General features: G+C 67.6%; 17 protein-coding genes. 10 read left to right on the top strand and 7 right to left on the bottom strand.

Features of this window, described 5'->3' with window-relative positions:
* Positions 1–11: 11 nt before the first annotated feature.
* The 3 genes from F790_RS0104095 to F790_RS0104085 all read right to left on the bottom strand — a co-directional run bounded on the left by F790_RS0104095 (position 12) and on the right by F790_RS0104085 (position 2,859).
* Positions 12–1,013, bottom strand: a complete 1,002-nt coding sequence (locus F790_RS0104095; RefSeq protein ID WP_019590909.1) for a PA2778 family cysteine peptidase — start codon at positions 1,011–1,013, stop codon at positions 12–14.
* Between the two features lie 7 nt (positions 1,014–1,020).
* Complete coding sequence (locus F790_RS0104090; protein ID WP_019022619.1) at positions 1,021–1,500, bottom strand: PA2779 family protein; 480 nt, start codon at positions 1,498–1,500, stop codon at positions 1,021–1,023.
* Between the two features lie 93 nt (positions 1,501–1,593).
* Entirely contained in the window at positions 1,594–2,859 is a 1,266-nt protein-coding gene (locus F790_RS0104085) for a 6-phosphofructokinase (protein WP_019590908.1), read from the bottom strand.
* Between the two features lie 191 nt (positions 2,860–3,050).
* Between F790_RS0104085 and F790_RS0104080 the strand changes: the two genes are divergently transcribed.
* Positions 3,051–4,064: a class 1 fructose-bisphosphatase gene (locus F790_RS0104080; protein WP_018868797.1), complete on the top strand. Its 1,014-nt coding sequence runs from the start codon at positions 3,051–3,053 to the stop codon at positions 4,062–4,064.
* Positions 4,065–4,684: 620 nt separating this feature from the next.
* On the opposite strand, the gene F790_RS0104075 is transcribed toward F790_RS0104080, so the two are convergent.
* From F790_RS0104075 to F790_RS0104065, 3 genes are all read right to left on the bottom strand, one after another.
* Complete coding sequence (locus tag F790_RS0104075) at positions 4,685–5,986, bottom strand: acetyl-CoA carboxylase biotin carboxylase subunit family protein (protein WP_019590907.1); 1,302 nt, start codon at positions 5,984–5,986, stop codon at positions 4,685–4,687.
* A gap of 33 nt (positions 5,987–6,019) precedes the next feature.
* Positions 6,020–8,029, bottom strand: a complete 2,010-nt coding sequence (locus F790_RS0104070; protein WP_019590906.1) for a CocE/NonD family hydrolase — start codon at positions 8,027–8,029, stop codon at positions 6,020–6,022.
* A 94-nt stretch (positions 8,030–8,123) separates the two neighbouring features.
* Positions 8,124–9,131, bottom strand: a complete 1,008-nt coding sequence (locus F790_RS0104065; protein WP_019590905.1) for a 2-hydroxyacid dehydrogenase — start codon at positions 9,129–9,131, stop codon at positions 8,124–8,126.
* 157 nt (positions 9,132–9,288) lie between these two features.
* On the opposite strand from F790_RS0104065, the gene F790_RS0104060 reads away from it, so the two are divergent.
* The 9 genes from F790_RS0104060 to F790_RS0104020 all read left to right on the top strand — a co-directional run bounded on the left by F790_RS0104060 (position 9,289) and on the right by F790_RS0104020 (position 16,460).
* Entirely contained in the window at positions 9,289–10,401 is a 1,113-nt protein-coding gene (locus F790_RS0104060; RefSeq protein WP_019590904.1) for a sulfite reductase subunit A, read from the top strand.
* Complete coding sequence (locus F790_RS0104055) at positions 10,398–10,871, top strand: Crp/Fnr family transcriptional regulator (RefSeq protein ID WP_019590903.1); 474 nt, start codon at positions 10,398–10,400, stop codon at positions 10,869–10,871. The genes F790_RS0104060 and F790_RS0104055 overlap by 4 nt, the downstream gene beginning before the upstream one ends.
* Positions 10,861–11,736 (top strand): FAD/NAD(P)-binding protein, encoded by an 876-nt coding sequence (locus tag F790_RS0104050; protein WP_019590902.1) that lies wholly within the window; start codon positions 10,861–10,863, stop codon positions 11,734–11,736. The genes F790_RS0104055 and F790_RS0104050 overlap by 11 nt, the downstream gene beginning before the upstream one ends.
* Positions 11,733–12,521 carry an oxidoreductase gene (locus F790_RS0104045; protein WP_019590901.1) on the top strand — a complete coding sequence of 263 codons (789 nt, stop codon included), beginning with the start codon at positions 11,733–11,735 and terminating at the stop codon, positions 12,519–12,521. Before F790_RS0104050 ends, F790_RS0104045 begins: the two co-directional genes overlap by 4 nt.
* The gene (locus F790_RS0104040) at positions 12,518–13,816 is read left to right on the top strand and encodes a Ni/Fe hydrogenase subunit alpha (protein WP_019590900.1); all 1,299 of its coding nucleotides are present in this window, start codon (positions 12,518–12,520) and stop codon (positions 13,814–13,816) included. The genes F790_RS0104045 and F790_RS0104040 overlap by 4 nt, the downstream gene beginning before the upstream one ends.
* A gap of 68 nt (positions 13,817–13,884) precedes the next feature.
* Positions 13,885–14,157, top strand: coding sequence for a BrnT family toxin (locus F790_RS0104035; RefSeq protein ID WP_018878197.1), 273 nt, complete (start codon positions 13,885–13,887; stop codon positions 14,155–14,157).
* Positions 14,158–14,182: 25 nt separating this feature from the next.
* Positions 14,183–14,392 (top strand): type II toxin-antitoxin system BrnA family antitoxin, encoded by a 210-nt coding sequence (gene brnA, locus F790_RS0104030; protein WP_019590899.1) that lies wholly within the window; start codon positions 14,183–14,185, stop codon positions 14,390–14,392.
* Positions 14,393–14,602: 210 nt separating this feature from the next.
* Entirely contained in the window at positions 14,603–15,076 is a 474-nt protein-coding gene (locus F790_RS0104025) for a hydrogenase maturation protease (RefSeq protein ID WP_019590898.1), read from the top strand.
* Between the two features lie 259 nt (positions 15,077–15,335).
* Positions 15,336–16,460 carry a Fic family protein gene (locus F790_RS0104020; RefSeq protein WP_026332846.1) on the top strand — a complete coding sequence of 375 codons (1,125 nt, stop codon included), beginning with the start codon at positions 15,336–15,338 and terminating at the stop codon, positions 16,458–16,460.
* Between the two features lie 212 nt (positions 16,461–16,672).
* On the opposite strand, the gene F790_RS0104015 is transcribed toward F790_RS0104020, so the two are convergent.
* Complete coding sequence (locus F790_RS0104015) at positions 16,673–17,047, bottom strand: group 1 truncated hemoglobin (protein ID WP_018868810.1); 375 nt, start codon at positions 17,045–17,047, stop codon at positions 16,673–16,675.
* Between the last annotated feature and the right edge of the window lie 43 nt (positions 17,048–17,090).

Below are 17,090 nucleotides of genomic sequence, written 5' to 3'. Positions count from 1 at the left end.
GCGTGCCCGCATCAGTCGGCGCGCGGATCCGCCGGGCAGTCCGGGACGGGGTCGCATGCCCCGCCGGACGGAGCCGCCCGCTCCAGCGTCCGCAGGGTCGGGGCATACGGGGATGCGTCCTCGCCCCCGCTCAGCGCCACCGCGCAGGCGGCCGCGGCCCGGGCGGGTTCCGTACAGTCCCGCGCCAGCAGGACATGGGCGAGGTTGTTCCAGGCCGCGTCCACGCCCGAGTCACGCTCGATCAGCTCGCGCAGCGCAGACTCGGCCGACTCGGGATCATCCTGCGCCATCGCAACGTTCGCCAGACCGACATAGCCCACCGGCTGATCGGGCCATTGGTCGATCGCCGTGCGGTAACCCGTGGCCGCGCTCTCCAGTGCGCCGATGACCTCCAGCTCGTTGACCGCGCGCAGCCAGTTCAGCGGCTCCGCGGTGGCCGGCAGCTCGTCCGGCGCCACCGGGATGAAGGCCCAGCGCTCGCCGCGCGCCCAAGTCCGCTCGAAGCGGGCGAACTCGTTCACGTGACGCTCGTGGGTGCCGCTGCGCAGGATGATCTCGCCGGCGTCGAGGTCGTAGCCGATGACCACCGCGAAATGCCATTCCGGGAACATCGCGAGCCCGAGGTTCTGGAACACCACCACCGGATGACCGGCCGCGACCTCGCGCAGGACCGCTTCCAGATCCGGCTCCAGGCGATACGCCACCAGATCGCGCGCGCGCACCGCCGCACGCATCTCGGCCTGCAGCGTGCCCTCGCGGACGGGGATGTAGACCTCGTCGATCAGCCCTTCCAGCGACACGTCCAGACCGCGCCCCTCGAGCACCGTGGCCAGCGCGGCCGGGCCGCACTGGTACCCCTCCTGCGGGTGGAACGGGGTGTCGGTCAGCTCGACGCGCGGCGGCAGATCCGGCAGGGCCCCGGGGCCACCCGCCAGGTCGCGGCTCTGCGGCGCGGTCGCACAGCCGGCCAGCAACGCCGCCAGCAGCAGCGCCGCGAGTCCCCGGAGGATCACGCGGTGACTACCGGTCGCGCGGCGGCTGGACGAAGGAGAAGATGTCGGTCACGCCCAGGGCGTCGGTGATCACGAACACCAGGAACACGATGGCGACCACGCCCAGGGCGCCGGCGGCCCCCACCGGTTCGGAGTCCATGCGCGCTTCCAGCTCCGCCAGCTCCTCGTCGGTCAGCCGGGCGACGCGCTCGCGGGCCTGTTCCGGATCCACGCCCATGGCGATCAGCTGCTCCTGTACGGGCGCCTCTTCCAGACGTTCCAGCAGTTGCGCCCGGGTGTCCTCCGCCTGCGCCTGATCGATCAGGGCGCGGGTACCCACCATCTGCCCGGTGTCATCGCCGCTTGCGGATGCCCCCTGCGCGCGCTCGGCCGTTTCGGCCAGCACGGAGGTGGCCGGCAGCAGGGCCAGGCCGAGGGCACAACAACCGGCCAGCATGCCGGATACGGACGGGGTACGACGCAAACGCGAGACGCTCGGAATCGACATGGACGGCCTCCTCGAAGGCTCGGATGGGGAAACGTACTTCCTATCTTACGCTCGTTACGGGGCGCGCCAAGCCCCGCGAACGATCCGCCAGGCTCAGTCGTGATCCACGTCGAACGGCGGACAGCGTTTCGGCAGCAGCTCCCCGCGGATGCGCGGATAGGCGGGCAGTCCGCGCTCGAACGGCGGCTGGTCCTCGCCCTGGATCAGCGGGCGCAGGTAGTCGCGCGCCTCCTGGGTGATGCCGTAACCGTCCGGGGTGATCAGTTCGCGCGGCATGCCCTGCTCGATGTCGGCCACGCTCTCCAGCGAGGTACGCCCGATGCTCCAGCGATAGGGCTGGGTGGAATCGCGCCGGATGATCGGCATGAAGCTGTGCTCGCCGGCCACCACGCCCTCCACCGCCGCGCGCCCGCAGGCATAGGCCTGGTCCACGTCCACCTTCGACGCGATATGCCGCGCGGCCCGCTGGATGTAGTCGACCACCGCCCAGTGCAGCTTGTGCCCGGTTTTTTCACGGATCAGCTCGGACAGCCGCGGCGCGGCGCCGCCCAGCTGGGTGTAGGCATAGACGTCGTGGCTCTGGGCCACCGAGAACAGGCTCCCGTCGGGGTTCTTCAGGCCCTCGGAGACCACCACCACGCAGTACCCGTGGCGCTCGATGGTGCGGTTGAGGTGATCCATGAAGTCCGCCTCGTCGAACGGCGTCTCGGCGAACAGGATCAGCATCGGCGGCTGGCCGTCGAACTCCTGGGCCAGCGCGGCGGCAGCCGCCAGCCAGCCCGCATGCCGCCCCATCACCTCGAGAATGAAGACCTTGGTCGAGCTGGTGTGCATGGACTCCACGTCCAGGCTGGCCTCGCGCACGGTGGTGGCGATGAACTTGGCAGCGGAGCCGAACCCGGGACTGGTATCGGTGATCGCGAGGTCGTTGTCGATGGTCTTGGGCACGCCCACCGCGGTGATCGGATAGCCCATGCGGTCACCCATCTTCGCGACCTTGAGGGCGGTATCCATGGAACCACCACCGCCGTTGTAGAAGAAATAGCCGATATCGTGGGCGCGAAAGACCTCCACCAGGCGTTCGTACTGCTCGGGGTGGGTGTCCGGATCGCCCAGATCGAAGCGGCAGGAACCGAAGGCACCGCCGGGGGTGTGCTTCAGCGCCTGCAGGGTCAGCGGGTCCTCGTGGTCGAGATCGATCAGCTCCTCGCGCAGCGCGCCCAGGATCCCGTCGCGCGCGGCGTAGATCCGCCCGAAATGCGCCGGATGACCGCGCACGGCCTCGATCACCCCCCAGGCACTGGCGTTGATGACGGCGGTGACCCCGCCGGACTGGGCGTACAGTGCGTTCTGCGGCATGTGTCTCTCCCTGGATGTCCCTGCTCATCGGGCCCCGTGGCCCCGGAATCGGCCCCCGCGCCCGCTTTTGCTACACTGTGCCGGTTAGGACACGGGCCGAACGGCGCGGTTCGCGCCAGCAGCGTGCGCAACCGCCTGCCCCCAAGAGTGCCCCGATGTCGCACGGACTCACAACCATCAGGATCGGCAATATGCATATCGGCACGACACTGACCAACTACATCATCGAAACCCAGCGCGGGATCCAGGGCGCCACCGGCGAGTTCACCGGCCTGCTCAACGACATCGCCACCGCGTGCAAGAAGATCTCGGCGCTGGTCGACAAGGGCGACCTGGTCGGCGTCCTCGGCTCGGCCGGTTCGGAGAACGTACAGGGCGAGACCCAGAAAAAGCTGGACATCATCACCAACGAGGTGTTCATCGAGGCGCTGTCGCACAACGGTCATGTCGCCGGTCTGGCGTCCGAGGAGCTGGACGAGATCCTCGAGCTGCCCAAGGACGCCCCGCGCGGCCACTACCTGGTGCTGTTCGACCCGCTGGACGGCTCCTCCAACATCGACGTGAACGTCTCCGTCGGCACCATCTTCTCCATCCTGAAGGCACCGGAGGGTGTCGAGAACCCGAAGACCGAGGACTTCCTGCAGCCCGGCACCACCCAGGTGGCCGCCGGCTACTGCCTGTACGGCCCGTCCACCATGATGGTGCTGACCACCGGCCAGGGCGTGAACATGTTTACCCTGGACAAGGATTTCGGCGAGTTCCTGCTGACCAAGGAAAAGATCCACATCCCCGAGGACACCCAGGAGTTCGCCATCAACATGTCGAACATGCGTTTCTGGGAAGCCCCGATCAAGCGCTATGTCGACGAGTGCCTGGCCGGCAAGGAAGGCGCGCTGGGCAAGGACTACAACATGCGCTGGGTCGCCTCCATGGTGGCCGAGGTGCACCGCATCCTGTCGCGCGGCGGTGTCTTCATGTATCCGCTGGACTCCAAGACCACCGCCAAGGGCCAGGAAGGCAAGCTGCGCCTGATGTACGAGGCCAACCCGATGAGCTACATCGTCGAGCAGGCCGGCGGTGCCTCCACCACCGGGCGCCAGCGCATCATGGACGTCCCGCCGAAGGACATCCATCAGCGCGTGCCGGTGGTGCTGGGCGCGAAGAACGACGTGGAGCGCGTGACCCGCTACCACAACGAAGGCTGACCGGTCCGGCGGCCGCGACCCAGTCCGCGGCCCGCCAACCCGGCCTTGCAGGGCCCGGCCCCTTCGGGGGACCGGGCCTTTTTTGCTGGCCCGTACGGAGGTTCGGGCCGCGCGAGAGCCAGCGCCGGCTGGCAACCCGTGACGCCGATCGGCCGGAGGGCCGGCCTCCTACGAGTCAGGTGTCAATCGCGGCAGGAGGCGAGCCCCCTCGCCGATCAGGCCCGGTGAGGCATCAACCGGCAGGAGGCGAACCCTCTCGCCGATCCGGCCCGGTGAGGCATCAATCCCGGTAGGAGGCGAGCCCCCTCGCCGATCCGGCCCGGGGAGGCATCAATCGCGGTAGGAGGCGAGCCCCCTCGCCGATCAGGCCCGGGGAGGCATCAATCGCGGCAGGAGGCGAGCCCCCTCGCCGATCCGGCCCGGTGAGGCATCAACCGGTAGGAGGCGAGCCCTCTCGCCGATCCGGCCCGGGGAGGCATCAATCGCGGTAGGAGGCGAGCCCTCTCGCCGATCCGGCCCGGGGAGGCATCAACCGGCAGGAGGCGAGCCCTCTCGCCGATCCGGCCCGGGGAGGCATCAACCGGCAGGAGGCGCCCCCTCTCGCCGATCCGGCCCGACGATCAGGTGATGACCGCCTCGGTGTCCTTCTCGATGTCGAACTGCAGTACCGACAGGGCCTCGTCGTACTTGTCCAGCAGATCCGCCCGGTCGCGGCCGCCGATGAACACGTTGGCGATCTCGAAGCTGTACATGTCCTGGCCCTGCAGGTCCTTGAGGTGCTGACCCGGCTTCACCGGGATCTTGACCTCGGTGCCGGGCTGGCGGGTCTTCAGCCGGGTGATGGCCTCGGGGCTGGGGATACGCCGCACGCGGCCGGCTTCATGGGTGCGGAACATGAAATGGGCGGCCACGTTGAACTCGCCGTTACGCTCCATCGGCCGCGGCTTGCGTCCCAGCGCCAGGTCCACCATCACGGAATGGTGCGAGATGCCGTGCACCTTCTCGAAGATGTCCGAATGAGCCTGGGAGATCCGCGGGTTGATCTCCAGCAGCCACACCTGGTCGCCGGTCTGGTCGTAGTAGAACTCGGCGTTGAACGGCGAGTTGTCCAGGCCGGTTTGCTGCACCGCCAGCCGCGCGAGATCCATCATGCGGTGCTGGATCTCCAGCGGCAGCGAGGACGGGTATTCGTAGCGCGAGAACGACGAGCCGTCCTGTTCGGTCACCGAGTCGACCACGCCGTAGACATTCACCTGCCCGTTGTAGCTGTACCCCTCGAGGGTGCACTGCCAGCCGCCGATCGGCGATTCAGCCACGAAACTCTCGGGCATCTCGGCGATCTCCGGCGGGGCGCCGGAGCGCTGCATGAGCCAGGCGAAGGGCCCGCCGATGAAACCGCCCTTCTCGCGGCAGATCTGCATGACCGACCGGAACTGTCGCTCGTCGTTGATCTGGAAGGCGAGAAACGAACGGAACGACTTGATCGGCTTGATCCAGAACGGCGGCAGCATGTCGAGTTTCGACCACGCATTCTCGTCATGCGGATCGAAGGCCCGAAAGCGCGGGATATGGTCGGGGATCACCTTGCGCTGCTCGAGCCGGCTCCAGTACTTGTGCTCGCACTTGAGCACGGCCTCCAGCGAGGGGCCGGGCACGCCGAAGCGCTCGGCCAGCAACGGGACCATCACGGTGCCGGGGAAATCGTAGAAGCTGACGATGGCATCCACCGGCACCCCGGCCGCCTCGATGTTGCCGGCCGCACGTTCAATCAGCGCCTCCATGTCGAAGGACTCGACGTTGCGGATGTCGCTGAAATCCAGGGCCGAGTGGAACTCGCATTCGGCCGCCTGGGGCAGGCGCTCCAGCTTGGCCTGGTTGAAGGCATCCATGCCAACGACAAAAACGTGCTTCTTTTCGCTCATGCTCTCCCTCCCGGTTTCCCGGTATTTGTCGGGTTACACCAGGTCGCGCGGGATGCTCTCGTCCCAGCTTTGCGCGTAGATGCGTACATCACCCTCGTAGGCGTCCAGGGTGGCGCGGATCCGGAAGGTGTCGGGGGTAGAGGTGAGCACGGTGCGGGTCACCGTGCGCACCGACCAGTCATCACGCCGGAAATGCCGGGTCTGCACCACCTCGCCGCGCACGGTGTCGTAGGACTCGCTGCGGTAGCTGTAGCGCTCGTGCACCTCCCGGCCGAAGGTCAGGTCATTGACATGCAGCTGCAGTACGGGGTCGTTGTTGATCACGTTCAGGGCGACCTCGTTGGTCGCCAGGTTGTGTTCCATCTTCCATTCGCGATGGGCCGGGGCCAGCAGGGTATGCCCCGGGGTGGGGGCATGCCGCGGCTCGCCGAGATCCCGCGGGACGGGGGCATCGGCGCCGACCCGACGTTCCGGCAGATGCAGGCAGCAACCTTCCAGATGCAGGGTCAGACGTGCGGGTTCCGGCGCCGGCCAGGCAAGCGGCCAGTAGGAGCTGGAGATCGACAGGCGAATGCGATGGCCGCGGCGGAACCGCTGGCCCACCTCGTTCAGACGGAAGCGGACGCGGTAGCGCTGCCCGGGCTCCAGCGGCTGCGGCTCCGCGTGGCCTTCGCGATGGGTCAGGTTGCGGATGCCGAAGGTGACGCGCGTGGCCCGGTCCTCCGGGTCCACGTCGGACAGGCGCGCGGCGACCTGCGCCACCGGACGATCGGCCTCGATCTCCAGTTCCAGTTCGGTATCGCCCAGCAGGTCGAAGTCTTCGTCCAGCGGATCGGTCTCGAACACCAGTGCGCCGCCGTCTTCCAGGCGCTGGTCCGAAGGCAGGTCGGTGGTCTCGGCGTAGGAACACCATTTGCCGGCGAACAGCCCGACGCTCAGCGGGCTGCGGATGGTCAGGGTGTCCGCTTCGTCGGTGCGTTCGCCGCCAGTAACCAGGCGCCCCCGGGCCAGCCCGAACTCGTGGTAGTGGATGTTGGGGCTGGGCCAGCGCTGCTCGGCGATCCATTCACCGGTGATCTCCGGGACAAGCGGGCTGCGCGCGTCGTGCAGCCACAGCCGTGCCATCGGATCGGCGTCCACGCCGCGGTCGATGCCCTTGAGCCAGTGGTCCCACCAGCGCACGCATTCGCCGAGGAAGTCGATGGTCGGCCCCGGCCCGCCCATGTGCGGATACTTGTGGCCCCAGGGCCCCACCAGCCCGGCGCGCGGTACCTGCAGGTGCTCGAGCAGGCGGAACACCGTGTTGGAGTAGCCGTCGGCCCAGCCGCTGACCGCCATCACCGGGACCTGGATGGCGCTGTAGTCCTCGCAGACCGAAGCGTGCTTCCAGTAGTCGTCGCGGCGCTGGTGCTCCAGCCAGTTGCGGATCCACAGGCCGGACCCCTCCAGCCGCTCGCGCCACATGTCGCGCCAGCGATCCTCGCCGACCACCCGCGGGTCCGGCGGGCAGGAGTTGAAGCCGAACATGGTCGACGCCCAGGAAAGGTTGTCGGTCAGCAGACAGCCGCCCATGTAGTGCACGTCGTCGGCATAGCGGTCATCCGACGAACAAACCGAGATCACCGCCCCCAGTTCCGGCGGCTGCAGGGCCGCCAGCTGCAGCCCGTTGAAGCCGCCCCAGGACAGCCCGAACAGGCCGACCCTGCCGGAACACCAGGGCTGCTGCGCGATCCAGCGGAGCACCTCGAGGCCGTCGTCGAGTTCCTGCTGCAGGTATTCGTCGCGCAGCACGCCCTCCGAGTCGCCGCTGCCGCGCAGGTCCACGCGCACCCCGGCGTAGCCGTGCGCGGCGAAGAACCCGTGCACCTCCGCATCGCGCAGGGCCTTGTGATCGTTCTTGCGGTAGGGGATGTACTCGAGGATCGCCGGCACCGGGTTGCGCTCGGCGTCCTCCGGCAGCCAGATGCGGGCGGCCAGACGGCAGCCGTCGCTCAGGGTGATCCAGGTGTTCTCGATGACCCTTGCACCGTCGACCTCGCTCATCTTCTGTCCTCCCTGCCCGAATGGCCTCTGTTCAGGACATATATGGTGCCGGGCAGGGAAAATCAAGCGCCTCGATCGAGCGCCAGGCCCGTCATCACACCAGCCGGCCCGGCAGTTCCTCGTGGCCCTCTGGATCACGCGCCAGCACCTGCAGGTTGTGCACGGTGGTCTCGGCGATGCCGGTCAGTCCCTCGTGGGTGAGAAACGCCTGATGGCCGGTCACCAGCACGTTGTCGCGGCGGGTCAGGCGGACCAGCCGGGCATCGGGGACACCGTCCGGGGTGCCGGTCCAGTCGCGGAAGAACACCGGGCCTTCGTCTTCGTAGACATCCAGACCCGCTGCCCCGAGCTGGCCCGAATCCAGCGCGGCCTCCACCGCATCGGTGTCCACCAGCGCCCCGCGCGCGGTGTTGATGAGGATGGCCCCGCGCGGCATGCGCGCCAGCGTTTCGGCGTTGATCATGTGGTGGTTGTCGCGCGTCAGCGGGCACATCAGGCAGACCACGTCGGAGGCCGCCAGCAGGTCATCCAGCTCGGTGTAGGTGACGCCGGCGGCCTGCAGTTCCGGATCCGGGTACGGGTCCATCGCGCGAACGCGAGCCCCGAAGCCAAGCATGATGCGGGCGAAGGCCGCGCCGATCTTGCCGGTGCCGACCACGCCGACGCTGCGCTGCGCGACGTCGAAGCCGACCAGGTTGTTCAGCCGGAAATCGCCGCGCCGGGTGCGCTTCCAGGCGAAGTGGGTGTGGCGGTTCAGGGTCATCAGCAGCGCCACCGCGTGCTCGGCGATGGCATTCGGCGAGTACGCCGGGACCCGGGCCACGCGCATGCCGATGCGGCGTGCATGTTCGTCATCCAGGTTGTTGTGGCCCGAGCAGCGCAGGGTCACCACATGGATGCCGTGACGTTGCAGCCCGTCCAGGGTGGCCGCACACAGGTCGTCGTTGGTGAAGGCGCAGACCGCATCCGCACCGGCCGCGTCGCCCACCGTCTCCGGTGTCAGGCGGCGCTCGTCCAGTACCGGCTCCATGCCGGCCTCGCGCAGCATCGGCACCAGATGCTCCTGATCGTGTTGCTGGGCACTGAATACGGCGACCTTCATCCATTTCCTCCGGTGGCTGGCCCGGGTCGGGCCCTGGGTGGTGGCCTACAGCTTCGCACGACCGGGGCCACGGATGCGCGTCGGGGCGACCGGGGGTTGGCCCGGTGGGGCTTCTGGCGCAATATGGAAAGCGTCCCATCGGGAACGGGAGTGGCCCGTGGAAGTGATCGCACCCCAAGCCGTAGATACGCTGATCCGCCTGCTGGCCTCTGATGGCTACGAGGTGGTGGGTCCGACACGGCGCGACGGGGCCATCGTCTACGACCGCGTGGAAGGGCTCGACGACCTGCCGGCGGGCTGGACCGACGAACACGCCCCGGGCCACTACCGCCTGCGCGAGCGCGGGGACAGCGCCCTGTTCGGCTACGTGGTCGGCCCGCACTCCTGGAAGAAGTACCTGTTTCCCCCGCAGGAGACCCTGTTCCGGCTGACCCGCCAGGCGGACGGCAGCTTTACCACCGAGCCGGGCGAATCCGACGCGCCGCCGCGCGCGTTCATCGGCATGCGTGCCTGCGAGCTGGCGGCGATCGGCGTGCAGGACCGGGTGTTCCTCGGACAGGCGGTGCAGGATCGCGGCTATGCGTCGCGGCGCCGGGGCGTGTTCATGGTGGCGGCCCACTGCGCCGAGCCCGGCGGCACCTGCTTCTGCGCCTCGATGGATACCGGACCGCGCGCCCGCGAGGGCTTCGACCTGGCCCTGACCGAGGTAATCGATGCCACGCAGCACTTCCTGGTCGCCGAGGCCGGGAGCGACGCCGGGCGCGCGGTACTCGAGCGGCTGGAGCCGCGCCCGGCCACGGACGCCGAGCAGGCCGCGGCCGAACGGGTGTGGGCCGAGGCGCCTTCAATGATGGGTCGACAGATGCCCGGCGACGCCCGCGAGGTGCTGAACCGGGCCTTCGAGCACCCGCGCTGGGAGGAGACGGCCGAGCGCTGCCTGTCCTGCTCCAACTGCACCCTGGTCTGCCCCACCTGCTTCTGCTCGCAGATCGAGGAGGTCCCGGACCTGGAGGGTCAGCGCACCGAGCGGGTGCGGCGCTGGGATTCCTGCTTCAACCAGGAACACTCGCATCTGGTCGGCGGCGCCCACCGCGACTCGGTAGCCGCACGCTACCGCCAGTGGATCACCCACAAGCTGGCGACCTGGCACGATCAGTTCGACACCTCCGGCTGTGTCGGCTGCGGACGCTGCATCACCTGGTGCCCGGTGGGGATCGACATCACCGAGGAGGTCACCGCGGTGCGCCGCGACCCGGAGGGCCGGGCATGAACGAGCTGCTGGCGATCCTCGAGGACCAGCCGTTCTTTGCCGACATGGAGCAGGAACACCGGCGCCTGCTGGCGGCCTGCGCAGCCAAGTGCGGTTACCCGGCCGGCACGCGGCTGATGCGCGACCACGAGCCGGCGGAGACCTTCTGGCTGATCCGCGAGGGGCAGGTCGCGCTGGAGAGCCCCCTGCGCGAAGGCTGCGTGACCTTCCAGACCCTGGGGCCCGGCGACATCCTCGGCTGGTCGTGGCTGCTGCCGCCGTACCGCGCCAGTTACGACGCCCGGGCGATCACCGATCTGCAAACCCTGCACTTCGATGCCGGCGTGCTGCGCGAACATATGGAGGCCAACCCGGCCTTCGGCTACATGCTGATGAAACATTTCTCCGCACTGATCGTGCAGCGGCTGCAGGCCGCGCGTTTGCAGGCGCTGGACATCTACAGCCACGGAGGGCCCGGGCATGGCACCTGAGACCCTGCAGTCCCGAGCCGACAGCGCCCTGCCGGAACAGGCGATGGCGCCGCAGCCCTGGCGCATCCATTCGGTGCGCCCGGACGTCGCCAGCAACGAGGTGTTCAGCTGGACACTGTACCCCGAACCGGGGGTCGACCCGGGGCCGCCGCCGGCGCCCGGGCAGTTCAACATGCTCTACCTGTTCGGCGTGGGCGAGGTGCCGATCTCGGTATCCGCGATTACGGGCGATGGCGGCATCGTGCACACCACCCGCGCGGTGGGCAGCGTGACCCGCACGATGCAGGATCTGGGACCCGGCGCGGTGGTCGGCCTGCGCGGGCCGTTCGGTACCGCCTGGCCGGTGGAGCAGGCCCGAGGCCGCGACCTGGTGCTGGTCGCCGGCGGCATCGGTCTGGCCCCGCTGCGGCCGGTGATCCATGCGGCGCTGGAACGGCGCGACGACTTCGGCCATGTGGTGATCTGTTACGGCGCGCGCTCGCCCGGTGACATGATCTTCCGCGACGAGCTGGAGGCCTGGGGCGCGCGCGACGATCTCGACCTGCGCATCACCGTGGACCGCGGCACGGCCGCGTGGCGCGGCGATGTCGGTGTGGTCACCCAGCTGATCGACCGCGGCGGCTTCGACCGGCGCAACACGCTGGCGATGGTCTGCGGCCCGGAGGTGATGATGCGCTTCGCGGCGTCCTCGCTGGAGCGACGCGGCGTCAAGCCGGAAGACATCTTTGTCTCCATGGAGCGCAACATGCGCTGCGCGGTGGGCTTTTGCGGGCACTGCCAGATCGGTTCGCAGTTCGTCTGCCGCGACGGCCCGGTCTTCCCCTACCCGGTGATGGAGCCGGCCTTCCGGATACGCGAACTATGAGTGCCGAACGTCCGACCCTTGCCGTATTCAAGTTCGCCTCCTGCGACGGCTGCCAGCTCTCGCTGCTGGACTGCGAGGACGAGCTGCTTGCGGTCACCGACCGGATCCGGATCGCCCATTTCCCCGAGGCCACGCGCACCCGCATCGACGGGCCGTGGGACCTGACGCTGGTGGAGGGCTCGATCACCACGCCACAGGCGGCGGAGGAGATCCGCGAGATCCGCCGCGCGTCGAAGTTCCTGGTCACCATCGGCGCCTGCGCCACCGCCGGCGGCATCCAGGCCCTGCGCAACTTCGCCGATGTCGAGGCGTTCACCCGTCAGGTCTACGCCCACCCGGAATACATCGAGACCCTGGCCACCTCGGATGCGATCAGCCAGCACGTGCCGGTGGACTTCGAGCTGCGCGGCTGCCCGATCGACAAGTACCAGCTGCTGGAGGTCATCAGCGCCTTCCTCTACGGCCGCCGCCCGCAGGTCTCCAGCGCCAGCGTCTGCGAGGAGTGCAAGCGGGCCGGGCAGGTCTGCGTGATGGTCGCCCACGGCACGCCCTGCCTGGGCCCGGTCACCCACGCCGGCTGCGGCGCGCTGTGCCCCGGCTGCCACCGTGGCTGCTACGGCTGCTTCGGCCCCAAGGAGACGCCCAATGCGCCCGGCCTGTCCGGGCAGCTGGAGGCCCTCGGCATGGAGCGCGCCACCCGCGTGCGCTTCTACCGCACCTTCAATGCCGGCGCCGACGCCTTCCGCGAGGAGAGCGAGCGCGAAGAATCAGGAAACGGACCATGAGCGAGACCCGCACCATCGAAGTCGACTACCTCGCGCGCGTGGAGGGCGAGGGCGCGATGTACGTGCGCACCGAGGGCGACCGCGTGGAGGAGGTGAAGCTGTCGATCTTCGAGGCCCCGCGCTTCTTCGAGGGCTTCCTGCGCGGGCGCGACTTCCGCGAGGCCCCGGACATCACCGCGCGCATCTGCGGCATCTGCCCGATCGCCTACCAGATGGGCGCCTCGCTGGCGATGGAGGACGTCTGCGGCGTGACCGTGGACGGCGTGCTGCAGGACCTGCGCCGGCTGGCCTACTGCGGCGAATGGATCGAGAGCCACGCCCTGCACGTGTTCATGCTCCACCTGCCGGACTTCCTCGGCTATCCCGACGCGGTCACCGCCGCGAAGGACCACCCCGACATGGTGCGCAACGGCCTGCGCATCAAGAAGATCGGCAACTCCATCCTGCGCATGCTGGGTGGGCGCGAGATCCACCCGGTCAATCTGCGGGTCGGCGGCTTCTACCGCACGCCGACGCCCGACGAGGTCGCCGGCCTGCGCGAGGACCTGGCCTGGGGCCTGGAGGCGTCCTGCGAGGTCGCCGAGTTCCTCGCCACCCTCGACTACCCGAACCTGGAACGCGACTACGAGTTCGTGTCGCTGGTGCACCCGGACGAATACCCGATCACCCATGGCCGCCTCGGCTCCGGCAGCGGCCTGGACGCCGCCATCCGCGACTACGACGACGTCTTCACCGAGGAGCACGTGGCCCACTCCAACGCCCTGCACAGCCACCGCTCCGACAGCGGCGAACCGGTGTTCATGGGCCCGCTGGCACGCTTCGCGCTGAACCGCGAGCGCCTCACCCCGCGCGCCGCCGAACTGGCCGAACGCGCCGGGCTGGGCGCGGCCTGCCGCAACCCGTTCCGCAGCATCCAGGTGCGCATGATCGAGATCGTGCTCGCCTTCGAGGAGGCCCTGCGCCTGGTCGACGGCTACCGGACCGCGCCGGCCGAACCCGCGCGGCCGGTCACCCCGCGCGCCGGCACCGGCTTCGGCGCCACCGAGGCCCCGCGCGGCATCTGCTACCACCGCTACAGCATCGACGAGGCGGGCCTCATCACCGACGCCAGGATCGTCCCGCCCACCTCGGTCAACCAGCCCACCATCGAGGCCGACCTGCGCGAACTGGTGCAGACCCATCTCCATCTGCCGGACGACGAACTGCGCCACCACTGCGAGGTGGCCATCCGCAACTACGACCCCTGCATCTCCTGCGCCACCCACTTCCTCGACCTCACCGTCGACCGCCAGTAAGGCCCTGCGCGAAGGAACGCTTGCCTCTACGAGAGCAAAAACCACCATTCTGGTATAATTTCTACACCATGAAGTCATTCGAGTTCGACGAACGGAAGAGTCGATCGAATCTGGAGAAACACGGCATCGACTTCGTGACCGCCCAGGCCCTCTGGCGTGACCCCGATCTGCTGGAGATCCCCGGCCGCACGGAGGACGAACCCCGCTTTCTGGTGATCGGTCGCATTGAAAGAAGGCACTGGACCGCCGTTGTCACTCACCGAGAGGCCTGCGTCCGTATCATTTCCGTACGCAGGTCGCGCAAAGAAGAGGTTGCGCTGTATGAAAGCGAAGACATTTGACGAGCGCTTTGACAGCGGAGAAGAGATGACCGATGCCCTGGACCTGTCCAGGGCCCAACGACCGCTGCGCAAACAACGGCGGGTAAACGTGGATTTCCCGGACTGGATGATCGAGTCCCTGGACCGAGAAGCCAGCCGATTGGGCGTCACCCGTCAATCCATCATCAAGATCTGGCTGGCGGAGCGGCTGGAAACGACCACTGCTGCCCGGAAAAGCGAGAGCACGCCACGTTAGCCACCGCCAGGTATCGATCAGGAGCGCCCCGTGGCACGACCACCCGGACAGACCCCACGGGAAAAACGGCTGCCTGCGGCTTCCGAGGCAGACGGGCGGCGATCGGACCTGAGCGACGAACACCGCGAAGAAACTCTCAAGGCGGCAAGAAACACCCCCGTAGCACCTGAACACCCGCAAGAGGCATCCGCTGCCGCTCCCGACATGCCAATGACCGACAAAGAGGCGCTGGTCATCGGCATCGGCAACCCCTGGCGCGGCGACGACGGCATCGGCCACGCCGTGGTGGATGCACTGGCCGATACCCCGGGTCTCGCCACCGCGAAAAGCCACGGCGAGCCCGCCGAACTGATGGAGCTGTGGCAGGGCCACGACCCGGTGATCCTCGTCGATGCCATCGTCACCGGCGCTGCGCCCGGCACCCTCCACCGGCTGGACGCCCGCGAGCCGCTGCCGCGCGGCGCCCGCTACTCCTCCCACGGCATCGGCCTCGCCGAGGCCGTCGAACTCGCCCGCTCGCTGGACGAACTCCCGGACACCCTCATCGTTCACGGCATCGAGCCTGCCCGCCTCGAAGATGGCGCCGGCCTCTCGCCCGAGATCCGCGACAGCCTTGCCCGGGTCGTCAGCCGAATCACGAGCGATCTCGCCGAGGCGGTATCCGGGTCTCGCGGCACCCCCTGAATCGATTCAGTCCAATGGCAAACAACCGCCTTGGTCCGGGATTCGGGGCCGATCAGGAAACTTGGCACGCTTGTCGCTCACCGACCTCGCCGAATGAACAACAAACAAGTTTGACAGTAACGGAATGCCGGCAAGCCCCATTGAGATCAATAATCCGGCCATTATTGAACGCAAACCCTGTTGGGGTCTTCTTGTTGACGACAAAGCCATTTGTTGCTCAAATCCAGTCATTGGTTAATCACAAACGAGCGTGGGCGACGTGAACATCGACTGTACTCGCGCCGTGCATTACCACACCGGTGACTTCCCGCCCCGCCCGCTCGATTACAGCCGTCTCATGCCGTCGTTGCTGGCCGCAACCGATGCGCTGGCGCGCTACGACCAAACCCTGCAGAACATCCATAACAGCGAAATCTTCCTGGCCCCGCTACGCAGCCAGGAGGCCGTAATCTCCTCGCGCATGGAAGGCACCATCAGCACGCTCGACGAGATTCTGGAGCTGGAAGCGGAGCAGGACGGAAACGAGACCGGGGCCACCGGACTGTACCGATCCGACGTTGTCGAAACGGCCCTGTACCGACGGGCCCTCAATACGGCCCAGGCACAGCTCGAAGACGGCTACCCGCTCTCCGAGGGCCTGATTCGCAGCATCCACCAACAGCTACTCTCGTTCGGGCGGGGGGCGGAGAAATCCCCCGGCCAGTACAAGACGGAGCAGAATTACGTCGGTGAACGCGGCAGCCGGGAGGCCCGTTTCGTTCCCGCGACACCCGAACAGCTGGTCAGCGGCATGCAGACGCTGTTCGCGTTCATAGCCAGCGACGATGTACCGCTGTTGCTCCGCACCGCGCTGGCGCACGCGGAGTTCGAGGCCCTGCACCCGTTCAAGGACGGCAACGGCCGCGTGGGACGGATGCTGATCACGCTGATGTTGTGGCACGGAGGAGCCATATCCGCGCCACATTTCTATGTGAGTCGCTACTTCGAAGAACAAAAGGACGAGTATGTTGCCCGGTTACGCGAGGTATCGGCCAGCGGCCACTGGGAGGAATGGTGCTGCTTCTTTCTGGACGCCGTGCGTGAACAGGCCCGGAGGAACACGGACGTGGCCCGCTCCATTCGCGATCACTACGAGGAAATGAAAGTCCGTTTTGCCGATGTCCTCGGCTCCCGGTATTCCGTCCTCGCACTCGACTACCTGTTCACCTGGCCGGTCTTTCTCAACAGCCACTTCACACAGTCCGCGGGAATTCCCCGACAAACCGCCGCGCGCTTCACCCGTGTACTTCTTGAAGAAGGCCTTCTGCAGCCGGTGCGCGAGGCTGCTGGCCGCCGTTCGGCCGTCTATCGCTTCGAGTCCCTGATGCGGCTCGTCCGCGTTTGACTCCTTTCTGCATTCAAAGGCCTGTGCTGGATGCGCTCGGACGGCAGACACGCATTTTTCCGTGGCGACAGAAGTGGGCCGCACTCTCCGACCCGGGGGAGTTCATTCGCGAGGTCTATCCGGGTCCGTGAGAAGAAAGGGGCCGGATACGACGAGAGACCCGGCCCCGTTTCCATTTATACGTCGGACGAAAAGGGCAGCCCGAGGCTGGCCTATTTGTGGACGATCTCCTCCTTCAGGGAATAGGAAATACCGAGAACTTCGTCGCAGACCGGACGCGGATAATCCATCTCCTGCATGGCCTGCACGATGTCGTCGAGTACCGCCACGAATTCGTCCACGCTGACGTTCATGCCGGTATGCGTCTCCAGCATGGATCGCCCGGTGTACTCCACCGGTCCGCCCGATCCGGCCGCGAGAAACTCCTTGACCTTTTCCCGGGCGTGGTCGACCTGATCGTCGTCGAGTGCCCAGTACCGGGGACCCACCGTCTGGTTCTGAAGGTGAAGCTCGACAATGCGGTTTACGAGCTTGTCGATTCCGGCCTGGCCACCGAGCCGGTCGTAAAGCGTTTCGGTTTCGGACATGACAACGACCCCCTATGCTCTGGTTAAAACGGAACAGATGCAT

Source organism: Thioalkalivibrio sp. ALE20 (genome assembly GCF_000381405.1).
In the GTDB taxonomy this organism is placed as follows: Bacteria; Pseudomonadota; Gammaproteobacteria; order Ectothiorhodospirales; family Ectothiorhodospiraceae; genus Thioalkalivibrio.
This window is presented reverse-complemented; position numbering and strand designations above follow the sequence as displayed.